Raw genomic sequence first — 18,168 nt, 5'->3', positions numbered from 1 at the left:
CATGCGCTTACCCTCTCGCCTGATCGGCGGTGTTCTGGTTGCCACTCTGCTCACGCAACTGTCGGCGTGCGGTTCGATTTTCTACCCGGACCGGCGTGGCCAGATCGACGGCAAGATCGACCCGGCGATTGCCGTGCTCGATGCCGTCGGCCTGCTGTTCTACATCATTCCCGGGCTGATCGCGTTTGCCGTCGACTTCGCCACCGGGGCGATCTATTTCGAACCGGGCCACACCGCGCAGATCGATCCGGCCAAGCTCAAGCAAGCCATCGGCCCCGACGGTCAGGTCGACAATCACAAGTTGCAGGCGATTCTCGAGAGCGAGCTGGGCCGAGATTTTCCTCTGGATGATCCGCGCCTGATCCAGCACAAGGGCAGCACTCAGCAACTGGCGATGTTCGGCCTGCAACCGGCTGCTTGAATAAGGACGTTCAATGACCTCCAGCCCTGAACACGCCCGCCTGCTGCGGCTGGCGACCCGCGCCTCGGTGGCGGTCGCCTGCACGCTGATCGTCGCCAAGGCGATTGCCTGGTGGCTCAGCGGATCGGTGAGCATGCTCGCCGGCCTCACCGACTCGGCGCTGGATGGAGTCACCTCGATGCTCAACCTGCTGGCGGTGCATTACGCCTTGCGCCCGGCGGATGATGATCACCGTTATGGCCACGGCAAAGCCGAATCGCTGGCGGGCATGGCCCAGGCGTTGTTCATCGGTGGCAGCGCGGTGCTGATCGCGTTTCAGGCCTACCAACGCTTGCAGACGCCGGAACCGCTTGGCGCACCGTGGCTGAGCATCGGTGTGATCGTGTTTTCCCTGCTGCTGACGGCGGCGCTGCTGATGTTGCAGCACCGGGTGATCAAGCAGACCGGCTCCAACGCCGTGCGTGCCGACTCGCTGCATTACCGTTCGGACCTGCTGCTCAACGGCAGCATCCTGATCGCGCTGGTGTTGGCCGCGATGGGTTTTGCGCAACTGGATGCGTGGTTCGGGCTGGGGATCGCCGTGTACATTTTCTGGAGTGCGATTCAGATCGCCCGGGAAAGTTTTTCGGTGTTGATGGACGAGGAACTGCCGACCGATGTCAGCCAGCACATGCTCGAACTGGCATGCAGCGTCCCCGGCGTACTGGGTGCGCACGACCTGCGCACGCGGATCTCGGGCAACCACTGGTTTGTGCAATTGCACTTGGAACTGCCGGGCGAACTGACCCTGTCAGTCGCCCATGGCATCAGCGACCAAGCGGCGGCGGCGATTCACAAGGCCTATCCGAAGGCCGAAGTGCTGGTGCACGCTGACCCACAGGAAGTAGTGCTCGCCGCCCGCACTCAGTAATTGACCTGATAACCGCGACTGCTCAGGCAGTTGCCCTGCGCCTGGCGATAGGCCTGAACCACTTCGGGTGCCGGTTGATAGGTCGCGGCGCGCGGGTCGAAACCGCTTTGCTGCACCGCGTACTGAGAGCACTGGTAACCGTCCTGCTGCACTTGCTGCGGCGACTGGCCGTTGGCCGGGTAGGCTTCGACGTCATAGCCCTGAGCTTGCGGTTGCGGCGGTTGCTGCAGCGGCGGCTCGACCACCACGTAATCCTGCGTCGCCTCTTGATAGGCGTAATACGAGCCGGCGGCGAGGAACAGCAGCGAGCCGCCGATCCACACTTCACGGGCGTAATCCGGCAAATACTGGACGCGGATCCCGCGCGGTGGTTGCACGACGATGTAGCGCGGGCCTTGCGGGCGATACCAGTAGCCGCCGGAATAGAAGTAATCCTGACCGCGATACGGCACGCGGTAATCACGATCCGGGAAACGATCGATCACATGGCCCGGACGATACTGCGGGCCAGGACCCCAGCCATTGCCATGACCGTTCGGCCGTCCCGGCCAGCGGTTGTCATCGGGACGCGGCTGCGTCTGCCATTGCTGATTGTGGTAACCGTTTTGCGGGCGCTCGTCGCGGTAGTAACCCTGACGCGGTTCCTGGGTCTGGCGCACGGCGTCGGGTCGCGGCTGGATCGGCAGGTTGTTGCCCGGCTGGCGAGGCGGTTGCGGACGCTCATCGGCACGGTTGCGGTTCTGCCATTGACCGTCATTGTTATGCGGCTGGCCGTTGTGCTCGAACTGACGGCTGTTGTCGCCACGGATGATCCCGTCGTTCTGCGGCCCGTTGCCCGGCCCGCGATTCTGCGGCTCATCGGCCAGCGCTTGCGCACTGACCCCCACACACAGCAAACCAACACCGGCCAGACGCCAGATGCGCGAATTCATGCCTTTCCTCACTGCGGGAGCCTGTCGTTGGCAGGGCTTGTTGCTGAGACTCGAAACAGCCCCACCGGGTTCTGCAACAGGTTATCAGTCGCGCGACTTATTTATTGAGGCGCCAAGATGAAATCGCAGGCAAGAAAAAAGGGAGACCCGTCGGCCTCCCTTCTGAGAACTTCGTCCTGGCTCGACGCTTTTGACGTCGGCTCACCTCACGCCGTCTTCTGGACAGTGTGCAGCTCGGGGGCCGGCACATCCCCGGTGGGGGTGGCGGCCGCGGCGGGCCTGATTGGGCGGGCCGCGTGGACTGTGTTACCGAGCAGTGATTCTGGTGATAAGAATAGGCCTGAAGCCGCGACAGAGGATTGCGAAAATTGCTCAATTAAACACTGCTTGCGCAATTTTTAACCCTGGATAGATAATCCGCCGCAATAGTTACGACCAAGGACAGATTGATGAGCAAACTCGACCGGTATGACCTGAGTATTTTGGCGGAATTGCAGCGCGACGCCCGTATCTCCAACCAGGAACTGGCCGAGCGCATCGGTCTGTCGCCCTCGCCTTGCTCGCGCCGGGTCAAGCAACTGGAAGACGATGGCTATATCTCGCGCCAGGTTGCATTGCTCGATCGCAAGATGCTCGGGCTGAGTCTGACCGCGTATGTGCTGATCGGCATGGACCGGCACACGCCGGAACGCTTCGAGAATTTCGAAGCGGCAATCCGCACATTGCCGCAAGTGCTGGAGTGCAGTCTGGTGACCGGAGTGGATGCTGACTACCAGTTGAAAGTGGTGGTGCCGGATATGGATCACTATCAGAAATTACTGCTGGGGCACCTGACCCGGATCGAGGGGGTCACCAGCGTGCGGTCGAGTTTTGTGCTGAATCAGGTGCTCAACAGCACCGAACTGCCGCTGACTCATTTGCGTAGCTGATATCCCTTTCGCGAGCAGGCTCGCTCCCACATTTGGAATGCATTTCAACCTGTGGGAGCGAGCCTGCTCGCGAAGGGGCCGGCACAGGCGACGCAGATCAATGCCCCGCCATCCGCCCTTGGCGTATACTCGCCGCCGCCCTTTCAGCCCTGTCCGCGCCGGAGATCGCCAATGGATCCAGCACTGTTCGAAGAGTGGATGATGACCGGTCTGGTCAGCATCCTGATCATTTTCATGGGTTTCATCGTCTGGGATCTGGCGAAGAAGTCCAAGGCCGGGCGGTTCGGCTCGTTCATTCTGTTTTTCGTGCTGGGCCTGGGCGTGGCCGCGTTCATCATCAAAAGTGTGGTGATCGGCCTGATTGAATCCGGCGCCTTATAAGCGCGCCGGCACTTCCCGCCACTGGCCCTGATCCAGCCCTTCAATGGTCCAGTCACCAATCCTGACCCGCACCAGACGCAACGTCGGCAATCCGACCGCTGCCGTCATGCGCCGCACCTGACGGTTGCGCCCTTCGCGAATCACCAATTCCAGCCACGAGGTCGGTATGGTCGCGCGAAAGCGTACCGGCGGATTGCGCGGCCATAACTGCGGCTCAGCCAGTTGCCGCGCTTCGGCGGGCAGGGTCATGCCGTCATTCAACTCGACGCCATCGCGCAGGCGCTGCAACTGCTCGGCCGTCGGCTCGCCCTCCACCTGCACCCAATAAGTCTTCGCCAGTTTGTGTTTCGGATCGGCGATGCGCGCCTGCAACTGGCCGTCGTTGGTCAGCAGCAACAAACCTTCGCTGTCACGATCCAGACGTCCGGCCGGATAAATCCCCGGCACATCGATGTAATCCTTGAGTGTCGCCCGCCCTTCACCGTCGCTGAATTGCGTCAGCACATCGAAGGGTTTGTTGAACAGGATCAGTTTCGGCTCGGCCGGTGGTGCCTTGGCAACACGGCGCGGGGCAGAAGACTGAGGCTTCATGCCGGGACGGCGGGAAGGTGGACGCGGGGGACGGGACATAAGAGACAGAACATTTAGCGATCAGGGCTGACAATGCTAGTGCCCCGACCGCCAAATGACCACGACTAACCGTTAACGGAACGGCGGCTCGTCGAAGCTGCGCAGTTTGCGCGAGTGCAGCGAGTTGAGTTCGGTACGCAGCAGATCCACCGCTTCGATGCCGATTTTCAAATGCTGGCTGACCGCGCGCTCATAGAAGGCGTTGGCCGAGCCCGGCAGTTTGATTTCGCTGTGCAGTGGTTTGTCCGAAACGCAGAGCAACGTGCCGTAAGGCACACGCAGGCGATAACCTTGCGCTGCGATCGTGCCGCTTTCCATGTCCACCGCAACCGCGCGGGACAGGTTGATCAGCGGCCGCTCCTGAGCCCAGCGCAATTCCCAGTTACGGTCGTCATAGGTCAGAACCGTGCCGGTGCGCAGGCGCTTCTTCAGATCGTCGCCCTTCTCGCCAGTGACATTCGCCGCCGCCTGCTGCAGAGCAAGCTGCACTTCGGCCAGTGCCGGGATGGGAATATTCGGCGGCACCACACGATCAAGAATGCCGTCGCGACGCATGTAGGCGTGGGCCAGCACGTAATCGCCAATGGTCTGCGACTGACGCAGGCCGCCGCAGTGGCCGATCATCAGCCAGCAATGCGGGCGCAGCACGGCCAGGTGATCGGTGATGTTCTTGGCGTTGGACGGGCCGACACCGATGTTGACCAGCGTCACGCCGTGGCCATCGCTGGCGATCAGGTGATAGGCCGGCATCTGGTAACGGTGCCAGACCACACCGGCGGCAATCGCCGAGGCTTCGCCGTGGTCCATGCTCTTCTCGATGATCACGTTGCCCGGCAGGACCATGCGCACGAAACGCGGGTCGCGGCGCAACTGCTCCAGACCATGAACGATGAACTGGTCGACGTAGCGGTGATAGTTGGTCAGCAGAATCCACGGCTGCACATGGCGCCAGTCACTGCCGGTGTAATGCACCAGCCGGCGCAGCGAGAAATCCACGCGCGCGGCGTCGAACAGCGCCAGTGGCAGCGGATCGGTGTTTTCCCAGTCGTAGAGGCCGTCGGCAATGCCATCGGTGGCGGCGGACAGATCCGTGCTCGGGAACACCCGCGCCAGCACCGCTGCAGTGACGCCGGAACCGGCCAGTTCATCGCCCTGCTCGACCACGTACGGATAAGGAATGTTCTGCTGGCTGACGCCGACTTCGACGGTCACGGTGAAGTCGTGCATCAACGGCGTCAGTTGTTCGAGCAGGTATTTGCGAAACGCCGCCGGGTGGGTGACGGTGACGCTGTAAGTGCCCGGCAACTGCACCTTGGCGTAAGCGCGGGTAGTCTGCGGCACTTCGCCCTGGCAGTGGTAGGTCAGACGCAGTTCGGGATAACGAAACAGGGCACGCTGTTCGGCGTCGGGCTCGACGCGGTCCTTGAGGTAACGCTTGAGGGCAGAATTCAGCGCAGTGGTGGCCCGCTCATGCAGCTCGGCCAGACGATCCACGGCTTGTTCGGCGGTTTGAACGACAATAAACGCTTCGGTCACGATCAGCTTCCTGTGTTCTGACTTGCAGAGCTTCATCTTGCCTGCATCGTGGACGCACGGGAACAGTGGCGTTGTGGCGATACTTAAATCTGCAGACCAATGATGTCCCCTGTGGGAGCGAGCCTGCTCGCGAATGCGGTGGATCATCCAATAAAGATGTCGACTGACACACCGCTTTCGCGAGCAGGCTCGCTCCCACAGGGGGAGATTTGAGGTGGGTCAGAAAAGCGGTGGAGTCGAGCGGGCGACGATCGCTTCAACGTCCAGCCCACGCGGCAACGCGCCGTAGACGCGACCGCCACCGCTCAGACGGCTGGCAATGAAAGCATCGCTTACGGCTGAATTCCCCGCCTCCAACAGAAGCCTGGCCTGCAACCCGAGCGCGATGTCTTCGGTCAACTGCCGCGCCCGATACTGAATATCACTGGTGTCCTTGAACTGCGCCTGCAACTGCTGAATGTGCGCGGCCAGACGCTTGTCGCCATGGCCGTCGCCCAGTTCGCTGAACAGCACATCCAACACACCCGGCTCCTTCGACAATGCGCGCAGCACATCCAGACATTGCACATTCCCCGAACCTTCCCACGTCGAGTTCACCGGCGCTTCCCGGTACAGGCGCGGCAGGATGCTGTCCTCGACGTATCCAGCACCGCCCATGCATTCGGCGGCTTCGTTGATCATTCCTGGCGCGCGCTTGCAGATCCAGTATTTGCCCACTGCCGTCACCAGCCGCGCGAACTGCGCTTCGTGGCGATCATCCAGATGATCGAGCGCCTTGCCCATGCGCAGACTCAGCGCCAACGCCGCTTCGCTCTCCAGCGCCAGATCGGCCAGCACGTTTTGCATCAGCGGCTGCTCGCTGAGCAATTTGCCGCCGACCTTGCGGTGCGCGCAGTGATGGCTGGCCTGGGTCAGCGCCTGGCGCATCAGCGAGCTGGAGCCGACCATGCAATCGAAACGGGTCATCGCTACCATCTCGATAATGGTCGGCACGCCGCGCCCTTCTTCGCCGATCATCCACGCCAGCGCCCCACGAAACTCCACTTCGCTGGAGGCGTTGGACTGGTTGCCGAGTTTGTTTTTCAGACGCTGGATGTAGAACTGATTGCGCGTGTCGTCCGGGCGATGGCGCGGCAGCAGGAAGCAACTCAAGCCCTTTTCGGTTTGCGCCAATGTCAGGAAGGCGTCGCACATCGGCGCCGAACAAAACCACTTGTGCCCGACCAGTTCATAGGCCTGACCCGGGCCGCTGGCGCCGACCGGATAGGCTTTGGTGGTGTTGGCGCGAACGTCGGTGCCGCCCTGCTTCTCGGTCATCGCCATGCCGATGGTCACGCCGGCCTTGTGCGCCATGCCGACGTTGCGTGGATCGTATTCGGTGGCGAGGACTTTCGGCAGCCACTGCTCAGCCAGCTCCGGCTGCAAGCGCAGGGCCGGCACGCTGGCGAAGGTCATGGTCAGCGGGCAACCACTGCCGGCCTCGGCCTGGCTGTGCAGATAGGTCATCGACGCGCGGGCGACATGCGCGCCGTCCTGAGGGTGTGCCCAAGGCAGCGAGGTCAGGCCATGTTCGATCGCCGTGCGCATGAGCTCATGGTAAGCCGGGTGAAACTCGACCAGATCGATGCGATGGCCGTAGCGATCATGGCTGGCAAATAGCGGTTTGTTCTGGTTGGCGAGAAACCCCGCCTCCATCAGCGGCCCACCCGCCAGTGCGCCATAGGCATCGATGCGCGACTCGGCCCAACCGGCACCAAAACGCCGCGACCACTCCTGCAGCGGCAGGTCGATGCGGTACAGGTTGGTGCCGTCCAGCGACGGCGGCTGATTGGTGACTTCGTGGGTTTCGGCGAACTGATGCAGGTTCATGACGGCGCTCCGTGTTCAGCAATGGCACCAGTTAAGCACTGGTGCTTTTTTGAACAAAGTGTCATAGGCGCCGTTTTTGCGGCGCTTTTACCCCATCAGCAACTGAGTACGCGGCGCTGTAAAGCAGCCTGCAGATCCTCGAACTTCACCGGTTTGTGCAGATAGTCGATAGGCGCGCCCGGGGCGCATTGCTCGCGATCCGCACCCAGCGCCAGCATGAACACTGGCAAATGCGCGCAGCCTGGCAATGCATGGATCTGGCAGCACAGCGATGCGCCGTCGTGGTTGGGCAACTGGCAATCGATCAGCACTGCATCGAAGCTTTCCCGTTGCAGGCAGTCCAGCGCGGCGGCGCCGTTATCCGCGCTGCGCACGCGGAAACCGAGCTTGAGCAACATGCCGCGCATCACCAATTGATTGACGCTGTTGTCGTCCACCAGCAGCACTGTGCAGTCCTGCGGCGCACGAATGCAATCGCGAGGCGGCTGATCCGCAGGCGCTTCGATCACCGGCAGTTCGAATTCGACATCGAGCTGGAAGCGGCTGCCGCGTCCCGGCTCGGAGCGATGGGTGAGTTTGCCGCCGAGCAATTCGACCAGTTGCCGACAGATCGCCAGACCAACACCGAGACCGCCGTATTCGCGAGTCATCGAACCGTCGAGCTGGAAGAAACGCTGATACAGGGTCGCCTCACCCAGGTCAGTGAAACCGATACCGGTGTCGATCACCGCAAACGACAGCGCCATGCGCTCATCCGCCGACGGCCGCCCGGTGACGCGCAGCGCCAACCCGCCGACGCGGGTGAACTTGATCGCATTGTCCAGCAGGCATTCCAGGCACTGCGCCAGTTTCGCGCTGTCCCCGAGCAAGCGATCCGGCAAGGTCGGCAGCACCTCGACTTTGAAGTCCAGCGACTTGCTCGCCGCATTACCTTCGAACTGCACGCGCAACGCCTCGACCACTGCGCGCAGGCTGAAACTGCCCGGCGTCGCCTTGAGCTTGCCGGCCTGCAATTCAGTGAGCGTGAGGATGCCATTGACCATGCGCATCATGTCGCGGGCGGAACCGGCGGCGGTCTGTTGATATTGCTCAAGCTCGGGATCGAGGTCGACGGTCTGCATCAGCTCCAGCGAACCGATCACCCCATTCATCGGCGTGCGCAATTCGTGGGTCAGCGTCGCGAGGAATTCGTCCTTGAGCTTGTTGCTGTGGGCCAGTTGCTGGTTGAGCACTTCGAGTTTCTGCCCGGCGTCGAACAAGGTCTGCGCCTGTTGTTCGCGCATGGCGTTGATGCGATCGGCCAGCGCCAGCGACAGCAGCGCAACCTCGATCGCCGAGCCGATCTGGCTGGCGTACATGGTCAAAAACACGTTGGGCAGCAGGCCCAGCACCATCAGCGTATTGACGATGCCGCCGAGCAGGAATGCCGACCAGGCGATGATGAAGTAACGCGCCACGCGCAGGCCGCGCCACCAGGCAAGGATCCCGGCGGCAAAGATCACCACGGTGAAGGTCAGCGCCAGTGTGGTCGCCAGGCGCAGGGCCAGGGCGTAACTGGTCATCAGCGACAGACCGATCACCAGTGCACTGAAGGCAATCAGGCCGATCAGCAAGCGATCCAGCCAGGGGCTGTGGGTCTTGGTCTGCAGGAAACTGCGGGCGAACTGGCTGCCGAACAGCCCGGCGCAACCGATGAAGAACGGCGTCGCGGCGTTGGCCCACCATGGGTTGTCCGGCCAGAAATACTCGACCGCCGCGCCATTCACCGACAATTGATAGAGGCCGAACGAGCCGATATAGAAGATGTAATAGAGGTAACTGGTGTCGCGCACGCTCAGGTAGATGAACAGGTTGTAGACCAGCATCCCCAGCAGTACGCCATAAATGATGCCGAGCACATACAGGCGCACCGGTTGATCTTCGAGGTACGCGGTGCTCGACCACAACGTCACCGGCGCCTGGATCGAGCCTTCGCTGGCCAGTCGCAGGTACAGCGTCTGCTGTTGATCCGGTTTGAAGGGCAGGTCGAACAGGTAGTTGTTCTGGCGGATCTCGCGACTGGCGAAGGGCAAGGCATCGCCGGTCTGGCGCACCAGTCGGTATGCACCGGTGGCGTCGGGCAAATAGAGATCGAGATGATCGAGCGGCGGATACGCCAGTTCGAGCAGCCAGGTGCGCTGGGCGGCCGGGTTGCTCGGGCGGTAATGCAGGTCGATCTTCAGCCAGAACGCCGAACGCGAGTAACCGGCATTGAGCGTGGCTTTGTCGTGGGCTTTGAACTGGCCGGCGGCATCTTGCGCGCGGACGTCGGCAATCGTCGCCTGACCGCTCGGGTCTTCGAACACTTGCAGCGATCGGCCCAGTGGCAGGCTCTGGGTGAATTCGTCGAATTCGACGGCGCTCGCCATAAGGGGCAAGCAGAACAGCAACATCAGCAAATAGCGCATTGAAGCCCCAGCGTGGCTCGTCCGGTTGTGTCAGGAAGCCCCCCATTCCCTTTGAGTAGACGTAAAACCGGTATTACCTGTGATTGTTTGGATCCAGCCTAGCATAGCCGTTGATGGCCATTGAGCACCATGGAAATTTTTCCTACAACGGCTCTAGAACGGGCGTTCCAGGGCAAAGCACCGAGATAGAGCTGTTGGAATGGTCAGGAACGTCAAAGATCGCAGCCTCCGGCAGCTCCTGCATTTATCTTGCTCTGCCACCCACACCCCAAAATCAGCTTTGGTGGTAAGCTCGCGCACCATGAATATCTACAGCTCCCGCCCCGTTGTCCTCTGTCTCTCCGGCCACGACCCCAGTGGTGGCGCCGGCTTGCAGGCAGATATCGAAGCCCTGCTCGCGCAGGGTTGCCATGCGGCTCCGGCCGTCACCGCCCTGACCGTGCAAGACACCGTCAACGTCACTGACTTCCGCGTCCTCGACCGTGAGTGGGTACTGGCCCAGGCCAACGCCGTGCTCAACGATTCCGAAGTCGCCGCAGTGAAACTGGGCATGCTCGGTTCGCTGGAGATGGTCGACACCGTGGTCGAACTGCTCTCGGCGCACCCGCATCTGCCGGTGGTCTGCGACCCGGTGCTGCGTGCCGGCGGCGGCGGACGCCTGGGCAAGGACGAGGTCGGCTACGCGATGCGCGAGCGTCTGCTGCCGCTGTCGATTATCGCCACGCCCAATCTTCCTGAAGCGCGCATCCTCGCCGAACTGCCCGAAGGCACGGCCGACGAGTGCGCGGAAAAACTCCTGCCATTCGTCAAAAACCTGCTGATCACCGGCGGCCATGGCGACGAATCTGAAATCCACAACCGCGTGTACAGCCGCGACGGCCTGCGCGAAACCTTTATCTGCCAGCGTCTGCCGGGCAGCTATCACGGCTCCGGTTGCACATTGGCCAGCGCTTTGGCCGGGCGACTCGCTCAGGGCGAACACCTGGCCAGTGCCGTGCGCAGTGCGCTGGATTACACCTGGCGGACTTTGCGCGATGCCGAACAACTGGGCAAAGGCCAGTTCGTGCCGCGTCGCCTGCCGCTGGATTTCTGCTCGTAACGTCGTGAGGTCTGCCCGATGAAACTACGTGGCCTGTATGCCATTACCGACAGCCAGTTGCTGGCCGGCAAGTTTCTGTCTTACGTGGAGGCGGCGCTCGACGGCGGCGTCACCCTGCTGCAATACCGCGACAAGAGCAGCGACGAGGCCCGCCGTCTGCGCGAGGCCGAGGCGTTGCGCAACCTGTGCGAGCGCTACAAGACGCAACTGATCATCAACGATGACGCCGAGCTGGCCGCACGCCTCAACGTCGGCGTGCACCTCGGGCAGACCGACGGCCCGCTGTCGCCGACCCGCGCCCTGCTCGGTTCGAAAGCGATCATCGGTTCGACCTGCCACGGGCAAATCGCCCTGGCCGAACAGGCTGCCAAAGAAGGCGCGAGTTACGTTGCCTTCGGCCGCTTCTTCAATTCCACCACCAAACCCGGTGCGCCGAGTTGCAGCCTCGACTTGCTCGACGAAGCCAAACGCACGCTGCACTTGCCGATCTGCGCGATCGGCGGGATCACCCTCGATAACGCCGCGCCACTGGTCGAGCACGGTGTCGATCTGCTCGCCGTGATCCACGGTTTGTTCGGCGCCGAGAGCAGCGCCGAAGTGACCCGCCGCGCCCGCGCCTTCAACGAACTTCTGAAAATCTGATTTGAGAGCCCGATCATGTCTCGTTCCGAAACCCTGTTTGCCAATGCTCAGAAACACATCCCCGGCGGCGTCAACTCGCCGGTGCGCGCGTTCAAGAGCGTCGGCGGCACCCCGCTGTTCTTCAAACACGCCGAAGGCGCTTACGTCACCGACGAAGATGACAAGCGTTATGTCGATTACGTGGGTTCGTGGGGGCCGATGATCCTTGGCCACAGCCATCCGGACGTGCTCGACGCGGTGCGCAATCAACTGCAACACGGCCTGTCCTACGGCGCGCCGACGTCGATGGAAACCGAGATGGCCGATCTGGTCTGCTCGCTGGTGCCGTCAATGGACATGGTGCGCATGGTCAGCTCCGGCACCGAAGCGACCATGAGCGCGATCCGTCTGGCCCGTGGTTACACCGGTCGCGACAGCATCATCAAATTCGAAGGCTGCTACCACGGCCACTCCGACAGCCTGCTGGTCAAGGCCGGTTCCGGCGCTCTGACCCAGGGCGTACCAAGCTCGGCCGGCGTGCCGGCAGCGTTCGCCAAACACACCCTGACCCTGCCGTTCAACGACATCGACGCGGTTGAAGCGATGCTCGCTGAAGTGGGCGAGGACGTCGCGTGCATCATCGTCGAACCGGTCGCCGGCAACATGAACTGCGTGCCGCCAGCGCCGGGCTTCCTCGAAGGCCTGCGTTCGCTGTGCGACAAACATGGTGTGGTGCTGATTTTTGACGAAGTGATGACCGGTTTCCGCGTCGCCCTCGGCGGTGCCCAGGCGCACTACGGTGTGACACCGGACCTGACCACGTTCGGCAAGATCATAGGCGGCGGCATGCCGGTGGGCTGCTTCGGCGGCAAACGCGAAATCATGCAGCGCATCGCCCCACTGGGCCCGGTGTATCAGGCCGGTACGTTGTCGGGTAATCCGCTGGCGATGGCTGCCGGTCTGACGACCCTGCGTCTGATCAGCCGCCCGGGCTTCCACGCCGAACTGACCGACTACACCGCGCGCATGCTCGACGGTCTGCAACAGCGTGCCGATGCTGCGGGCATCCCGTTCGTGACCACTCAGGCCGGCGGCATGTTCGGTCTGTACTTCAGCGGCGCCGACGACATCGTCACCTTCGACGACGTGATGGCCAGCGACGCGGCAATGTTCGGTCGCTTCTTCCACTTGATGCTGGAAGGTGGCGTGTACCTGGCGCCGAGCGCTTTCGAAGCCGGTTTCACCTCGATCGCCCACGGCGAAGCCGAGTTGCAACTGACGCTGGACGCTGCCGAGCGCGCCTTCGCCGCATTGAAATAGTCGCCGTACCGCTGACGTTGGCTATGGCCAGCGTCAGCTTTCGCCTACATCCGCTCGGCTTTTCCGACGCGTCTGCGAAAATCCTGCCTGAATCGGGCGATATATTCCCCACGCAGCAGAAAAACGAGTAAAGACTTTGTAAGGTTGGCCCTGCTTATTTCATAATGCGCGCTTATTGGATCCCTCGACGGGTCCGCGTGCCCTTCAGAGGTAAGTCGATTCCCATGAACCGCACCGGCCGCACCCTTGCATTGGGCTGCCTGTTGCTCCTTCAGCCCCTGCTCGCGCATGCACAAGCAGGCGGCAACTCGTTGTTGATCCCGGCGATGGGTCGTTGCACCCTCAATACTCAGCCGCAAGACGTCACGCAGGCATTGGCCGCCTGCCAGAAAGCGGCGGACGAAGGGGACGCGCAAGCGCAATACGAGTTGGGTGAGTTCTACTACGACGGCAAGAACGCGCCGCGCGACCTCAATCAAGCCCTGAGCTATTTCGAAAAGGCCTCGCTGCAAGGCCACGCCCAGGCGCAATTCAAGCTCGGCAGCATGTTCTTCCACGGCGAAGGCGTGCAGGCCAACAATATCCAGGCCTACATCGTGCTGAAGATGGCAGCGGTCAACGGTGCTGAAGAGGCATTGGACACGGCTGACGAAGTCTCGGAAAAAATGTCCCGCGAAGATCTCGAAACCGCCACTCAGGTGCTCGGGCAGATTTTCCGCAAATACCTGATGGAACTGCAGAACGCCGACGGGCGCACGCCATTCTCCCCACTGCCCTAAAGGCTGTGGAGATGACCTGTGGCGAGGGGATTCATCCCCGTTGAGCTGCGAAGCAGCCCCAAACCCTGCAACCCGGTTCTGTCTGACACATATTGCTGGATGGATTGCGACTGCTTCGCAGCCGAGCGGGGATAAATCCCCTCACCACAAACTCATTCCAATCCAGAATCCGCTGTTACTTTTCAGGCATCGGCATCGGAAACGGCATGACATTGCCGACCGCGCCCCGGGCCTCGCTGATTTTCGGCGTGCCCAGACGTTCCACTTCGTCGATGCGCACGATCGAATGCATCGGCACAAAACTGCGCACCACGCCTTCGAATTGCGCCTTGAGCTTTTCTTCGCTCGGATCGACGACCATTTGCGTGCGCTCGCCAAAGACGAATTCTTCAACTTCCAGGAAACCCCACAGATCACTTTGATAGATCTGCTTGGCGTACATTTCGAACACCTGGCCCTGGTTGAGGAAAATCACCTTGTAGATTGGAGCTTCGCGTTTGGTCATGGCGGGCGGATAACATCGGGGTAAAAATGAGGGCGCGAACTATAGCATAGCCACCGGACGCACAGCGGTAGGAACCTGACGGCTTGTTCCCTATAATGCGCGGTTCTTTGAATCACGTGACGACCCGAATCCATGGCCAAGAAGCTTTACATCGAAACCCACGGTTGCCAGATGAACGAGTACGACAGCTCGCGCATGGTCGATCTGCTGGGCGAACATCAGGCCCTGGAAGTCACCGCCCGCGCGGAAGACGCCGACGTGATTCTGCTCAACACCTGCTCGATCCGCGAACGTGCGCAAGACCGCGTGTATTCGCAACTCGGCCGCTGGCGCGAACTGAAGCTGGCCAACCCCGATATGGTCATCGCCGTCGGCGGTTGCGTGGCCAGTCAGGAAGGGGCGGCGATCCGCGATCGCGCTCCTTACGTTGACGTGGTGTTCGGCCCGCAGACCCTGCACCGTCTGCCGGAGATGATCGACGCCGCGCGCAGCAGCAAGCTGCCGCAGGTCGACGTGTCGTTCCCGGAAATCGAAAAATTCGACCACCTGCCGGAGCCGCGTATCGACGGCCCGAGCGCTTATGTGTCAGTGATGGAAGGTTGCAGCAAGTACTGCACGTTCTGCGTGGTGCCGTACACCCGTGGCGAAGAGGTCAGCCGACCGTTCGACGACGTGATCGCGGAAATCATTCACCTGGCCGAACACGGCGTGCGTGAAGTGACCTTGCTCGGGCAGAACGTCAACGGCTATCGCGGCCAGACCCATGACGGTCGTCTGGCCGATCTGGCCGAACTGATCCGCGTGGTCGCCGCTGTCGATGGCATCGACCGCATCCGCTACACCACGTCGCATCCGCTGGAGTTCTCCGACAGCCTGATCCAGGCCCACGCCGAAGTGCCGGAACTGGTCAAGCACCTGCACTTGCCGGTGCAGTCGGGCTCGGACCGGATTCTCGCGGCGATGAAGCGCAACCACACGGCGCTGGAGTACAAATCCAAACTGCGCAAATTGCGCGCCGCCGTACCGGGGATCTGCATCAGTTCGGACTTCATCGTCGGTTTCCCCGGCGAAACCGAGAAGGACTTCGAACAGACCATGAAGCTGATTGCCGATGTCGGCTTCGATTTCTCCTACTCGTTCGTCTACAGCCAGCGCCCGGGCACGCCCGCTGCCGATCTGGCCGATGACACGCCGGAAGAACTGAAGAAAGAACGCCTCAACGCGCTGCAACATCGTTTGAATCAGCAGGGCTTCGAGATCAGCCGACAAATGGTCGGCTCGATCCAGCGCATTCTGGTGACCGATTACTCGAAGAAAGACCCGGGCGAGCTGCAGGGCCGCACCGAGAATAACCGTATCGTCAACTTCCGCTGCGACAATCCCACCCTGATCGGCCAGTTCGCCGACGTGCACATCGACGCCGCGCAACCGCACTCGCTGCGTGGTTCTTTAATTCAATAACGCCGCATTTCTCCTGTGGGAGCGAGCCTGCTCGCGAAGGCGGTCTGTCAGACACATCAATTTTGAATGTGTCGCCGCCTTCGCGAGCAGGCTCGCTCCCACAGGTAAAGCGCAGCGGCGCTGATCGGCTGAGATATTTAAGAGCTTTCGCACCCACGCCACTGGCGTTATCCTTGATTTCATCCTAATTGCCCCAGGGCGGCTAAATACGACCTTGAACGCACCCATCGAACCACATCGTTTTCTCCTCGAGCCTTTTGAGGCTCGCCGCTTCGCCAATCTGTGCGGGCAATTCGACGAGCATTTGCGCTTGATCGAACAGCGCCTGGCCATCGAGATCCGCAATCGCGGAAACCAGTTCGAGTTGATTGGCGATCCAAAACTCACCACGTCCGCGGAAAACCTGCTGCGCCGCCTGTACCGCGAAACCAAGGGTACCGAGCTGTCGCCAGACCTGGTTCACCTGTTCATTCAGGAATCAGCAGATATCGACAACCCGGCCCCTGCCGAAGCGACCGTCGCCCTGCGCACCAAGAAAGGCATGATTCGCCCGCGCGGCTTGAATCAGCAGCGCTACGTGAAGGAAATCCTCGGCAACGACATCAATTTCGGCATCGGCCCGGCCGGTACCGGCAAGACCTATCTGGCCGTGGCCTGCGCGGTAGATGCGCTGGAGCGCGAGCAGATCCGCCGCATCCTGCTGGTGCGTCCGGCGGTCGAAGCGGGGGAAAAACTCGGCTTCCTGCCCGGCGACCTGTCGCAGAAGATCGACCCGTACCTGCGCCCGCTCTACGACGCGCTGTACGAAATGCTCGGTTTCGAATACGTCGCCAAGCTGATCGAGAAACAGGTGATCGAAGTCGCGCCGCTGGCCTACATGCGCGGTCGTACGCTGAACAACAGCTTCATCATTCTCGACGAGAGCCAGAACACCACCGTCGAGCAGATGAAGATGTTCCTCACGCGCATCGGCTTCGGCTCCACCGCCGTGATCACCGGCGACATCACCCAGGTCGACCTGCCGCGCGGCACCAAGTCCGGCCTGCACCATGTGATCGAAGTGCTCAAAGACGTGCCGGGCATCAGCTTCACCCATTTCCAGCCCAAAGACGTCGTGCGCCACCCGTTGGTGCAGCGGATCGTCGAGGCCTACGAGCGCTTCGAGACCCGTGCCGAAGCTGCGAAGGAAGCCTCGCGCGATGCTTGAGCTGGATCTGCAAATCGCCACCGAGGCCAGCGCGCCGAGTGAAGCCGAGTTCCGCCAGTGGTGCGAACTGGCCCTGCGCCAGCGCAGCGCTGATTCGGAAATGACCATTCGTCTGGTCGACGAGGAAGAAGGCCGCGAGCTCAATCACACCTGGCGCCACAAGGACTACGCGACCAATGTGTTGTCGTTCCCGGCGGAAGTGCCTGACGAGTTTCTCGATATTCCGCTGCTCGGCGATCTGGTGATCTGCGTGGCCGTGGTCGAACGCGAAGCCGCCGAGCAGGGCAAGGAACTAAAGGCCCACTGGGCACATCTGGTCATTCACGGCTGCTTGCATCTGCTCGGTTACGACCATATAGATGACGACGAAGCCGAAGAAATGGAAGCACTGGAACGCGAGTTGCTTGCTGAACTGGGCTATCCCGATCCGTACGCGGATGACGAAACCGAACACTCCCCCATCGTTACAACAAAGGATTCAGAGTAATCGCTATGAGCGAAGATCGATCGAGCAACGGGCAGAAGTCATGGCTGGGTAAACTGACCCAGGCTTTTGCCCACGAGCCGAAGAACCGTCAGGAGCTCCTCGAGCTGCTGCGTGATGCACATCAGAACAAACTGCTGGACAGCGAAGCGCTGGCCATCGTCGAAGGCGCCATCCAGGTGGCTGACCTGCAAGTGCGCGACATCATGGTGCCGCGCTCGCAGATGGTCAGCATCAAGGCGACCCAGACACCCCGCGAATTCCTCCCTGCCGTGGTCGACTCGGCCCACTCGCGCTATCCGGTCATCGGCGAAAGCCACGACGACGTGATGGGCGTGCTGCTGGCCAAGGATCTGCTGCCGCTGATCCTCAAGGAGAACGGCGACAGCTTCAACATCAAGGACCTGCTGCGCCCGGCCACCTTCGTGCCGGAGTCCAAGCGTCTGAACGTGTTGCTGCGTGAATTCCGCGCCAACCACAACCACATGGCGATCGTCATCGACGAGTACGGCGGCGTCGCCGGTCTGGTGACCATCGAAGACGTCCTCGAGCAGATCGTCGGCGACATCGAGGACGAGCACGACGTCGAAGAAGACAGCTACATCAAGCCGCTGCCCAGCGGTGACTTCCTGATCAA

The 18,168-nt window shown here is 61.5% G+C and carries 18 protein-coding genes; 12 read left to right on the top strand and 6 right to left on the bottom strand.

Annotated elements, in window-relative coordinates; translation table 11 throughout:
• Position 1 precedes the first annotated feature (1 nt).
• Together D8U71_RS10510 and D8U71_RS10505 are read left to right on the top strand one after the other, a co-directional pair.
• Entirely contained in the window at positions 2–421 is a 420-nt protein-coding gene (locus D8U71_RS10510; protein WP_016773056.1) for a hypothetical protein, read from the top strand.
• Between the two features lie 13 nt (positions 422–434).
• On the top strand, positions 435–1,331 hold the full coding sequence (locus D8U71_RS10505; RefSeq protein WP_110602883.1) for a cation diffusion facilitator family transporter: 897 nt from the start codon (positions 435–437) through the stop codon (positions 1,329–1,331).
• Here D8U71_RS10505 and D8U71_RS10500 read toward each other — a convergent pair.
• Positions 1,325–2,263 (bottom strand): DUF6515 family protein, encoded by a 939-nt coding sequence (locus D8U71_RS10500; RefSeq protein WP_130887729.1) that lies wholly within the window; start codon positions 2,261–2,263, stop codon positions 1,325–1,327. The two genes, D8U71_RS10505 and D8U71_RS10500, sit on opposite strands and share 7 nt — an antisense overlap.
• 449 nt (positions 2,264–2,712) lie before the next feature.
• Here D8U71_RS10500 and D8U71_RS10495 point away from each other — a divergent pair, with 449 nt between their 5' ends.
• Together D8U71_RS10495 and D8U71_RS10490 are read left to right on the top strand one after the other, a co-directional pair.
• Entirely contained in the window at positions 2,713–3,192 is a 480-nt protein-coding gene (locus D8U71_RS10495; protein ID WP_007909658.1) for an Lrp/AsnC family transcriptional regulator, read from the top strand.
• A gap of 171 nt (positions 3,193–3,363) precedes the next feature.
• Positions 3,364–3,573 carry a DUF2788 domain-containing protein gene (locus D8U71_RS10490; RefSeq protein WP_016773053.1) on the top strand — a complete coding sequence of 70 codons (210 nt, stop codon included), beginning with the start codon at positions 3,364–3,366 and terminating at the stop codon, positions 3,571–3,573.
• Here D8U71_RS10490 and D8U71_RS10485 read toward each other — a convergent pair.
• The 4 genes from D8U71_RS10485 to D8U71_RS10470 all read right to left on the bottom strand — a co-directional run bounded on the left by D8U71_RS10485 (position 3,568) and on the right by D8U71_RS10470 (position 10,055).
• Entirely contained in the window at positions 3,568–4,164 is a 597-nt protein-coding gene (locus D8U71_RS10485) for a pseudouridine synthase (RefSeq protein WP_177180910.1), read from the bottom strand. The genes D8U71_RS10490 and D8U71_RS10485 overlap by 6 nt on opposite strands.
• A gap of 111 nt (positions 4,165–4,275) precedes the next feature.
• The gene (gene amn, locus D8U71_RS10480; RefSeq protein WP_016773051.1) at positions 4,276–5,775 is read right to left on the bottom strand and encodes an AMP nucleosidase; all 1,500 of its coding nucleotides are present in this window, start codon (positions 5,773–5,775) and stop codon (positions 4,276–4,278) included.
• Positions 5,776–5,958: 183 nt separating this feature from the next.
• Positions 5,959–7,608 carry an acyl-CoA dehydrogenase family protein gene (locus D8U71_RS10475; RefSeq protein WP_130887727.1) on the bottom strand — a complete coding sequence of 550 codons (1,650 nt, stop codon included), beginning with the start codon at positions 7,606–7,608 and terminating at the stop codon, positions 5,959–5,961.
• A 95-nt stretch (positions 7,609–7,703) separates the two neighbouring features.
• Entirely contained in the window at positions 7,704–10,055 is a 2,352-nt protein-coding gene (locus D8U71_RS10470) for a hybrid sensor histidine kinase/response regulator (RefSeq protein ID WP_130887726.1), read from the bottom strand.
• A gap of 301 nt (positions 10,056–10,356) precedes the next feature.
• On the opposite strand from D8U71_RS10470, the gene D8U71_RS10465 reads away from it, so the two are divergent.
• The 4 genes from D8U71_RS10465 (at position 10,357) to D8U71_RS10450 (ending at position 13,874) form a co-directional block, all read left to right on the top strand.
• Positions 10,357–11,154: a hydroxymethylpyrimidine/phosphomethylpyrimidine kinase gene (locus tag D8U71_RS10465; protein ID WP_130887725.1), complete on the top strand. Its 798-nt coding sequence runs from the start codon at positions 10,357–10,359 to the stop codon at positions 11,152–11,154.
• Between the two features lie 18 nt (positions 11,155–11,172).
• Positions 11,173–11,796, top strand: a complete 624-nt coding sequence (gene thiE / locus D8U71_RS10460; RefSeq protein WP_076564266.1) for a thiamine phosphate synthase — start codon at positions 11,173–11,175, stop codon at positions 11,794–11,796.
• Positions 11,797–11,811: 15 nt separating this feature from the next.
• Positions 11,812–13,095, top strand: a complete 1,284-nt coding sequence (gene hemL, locus D8U71_RS10455) for a glutamate-1-semialdehyde 2,1-aminomutase (protein ID WP_016773047.1) — start codon at positions 11,812–11,814, stop codon at positions 13,093–13,095.
• A 224-nt stretch (positions 13,096–13,319) separates the two neighbouring features.
• On the top strand, positions 13,320–13,874 hold the full coding sequence (locus tag D8U71_RS10450; protein WP_016773046.1) for a tetratricopeptide repeat protein: 555 nt from the start codon (positions 13,320–13,322) through the stop codon (positions 13,872–13,874).
• Positions 13,875–14,049: 175 nt separating this feature from the next.
• Here the strand turns inward: D8U71_RS10450 and D8U71_RS10445 are convergent, their stop codons facing one another.
• Positions 14,050–14,379, bottom strand: coding sequence for a DUF1820 family protein (locus D8U71_RS10445; RefSeq protein WP_016773045.1), 330 nt, complete (start codon positions 14,377–14,379; stop codon positions 14,050–14,052).
• 132 nt (positions 14,380–14,511) lie between these two features.
• Here D8U71_RS10445 and miaB point away from each other — a divergent pair, with 132 nt between their 5' ends.
• From miaB to D8U71_RS10425, 4 genes are all read left to right on the top strand, one after another.
• Positions 14,512–15,840, top strand: a complete 1,329-nt coding sequence (gene miaB, locus D8U71_RS10440; RefSeq protein ID WP_016773044.1) for a tRNA (N6-isopentenyl adenosine(37)-C2)-methylthiotransferase MiaB — start codon at positions 14,512–14,514, stop codon at positions 15,838–15,840.
• Positions 15,841–16,054: 214 nt separating this feature from the next.
• A complete protein-coding gene (locus tag D8U71_RS10435; protein WP_016773043.1) occupies positions 16,055–17,047 on the top strand; it encodes a PhoH family protein in 993 nt (330 codons plus the stop codon).
• Positions 17,040–17,534, top strand: coding sequence for an rRNA maturation RNase YbeY (gene ybeY, locus D8U71_RS10430; RefSeq protein WP_016773042.1), 495 nt, complete (start codon positions 17,040–17,042; stop codon positions 17,532–17,534). Before D8U71_RS10435 ends, ybeY begins: the two co-directional genes overlap by 8 nt.
• 5 nt (positions 17,535–17,539) lie before the next feature.
• Positions 17,540–18,168 (top strand): CBS domain-containing protein (locus D8U71_RS10425; protein WP_130887724.1); only part of this gene is annotated, 629 nt, incomplete at its 3' end.

It is taken from the genome of Pseudomonas sp. Sample_21, assembly GCF_004307525.1.
GTDB lineage: Bacteria > Pseudomonadota > Gammaproteobacteria > Pseudomonadales > Pseudomonadaceae > Aquipseudomonas > Aquipseudomonas atacamensis.
The sequence above is the reverse complement of the archived record's forward strand: the minus strand, read 5'-3'. Positions and strand labels throughout refer to the sequence as shown.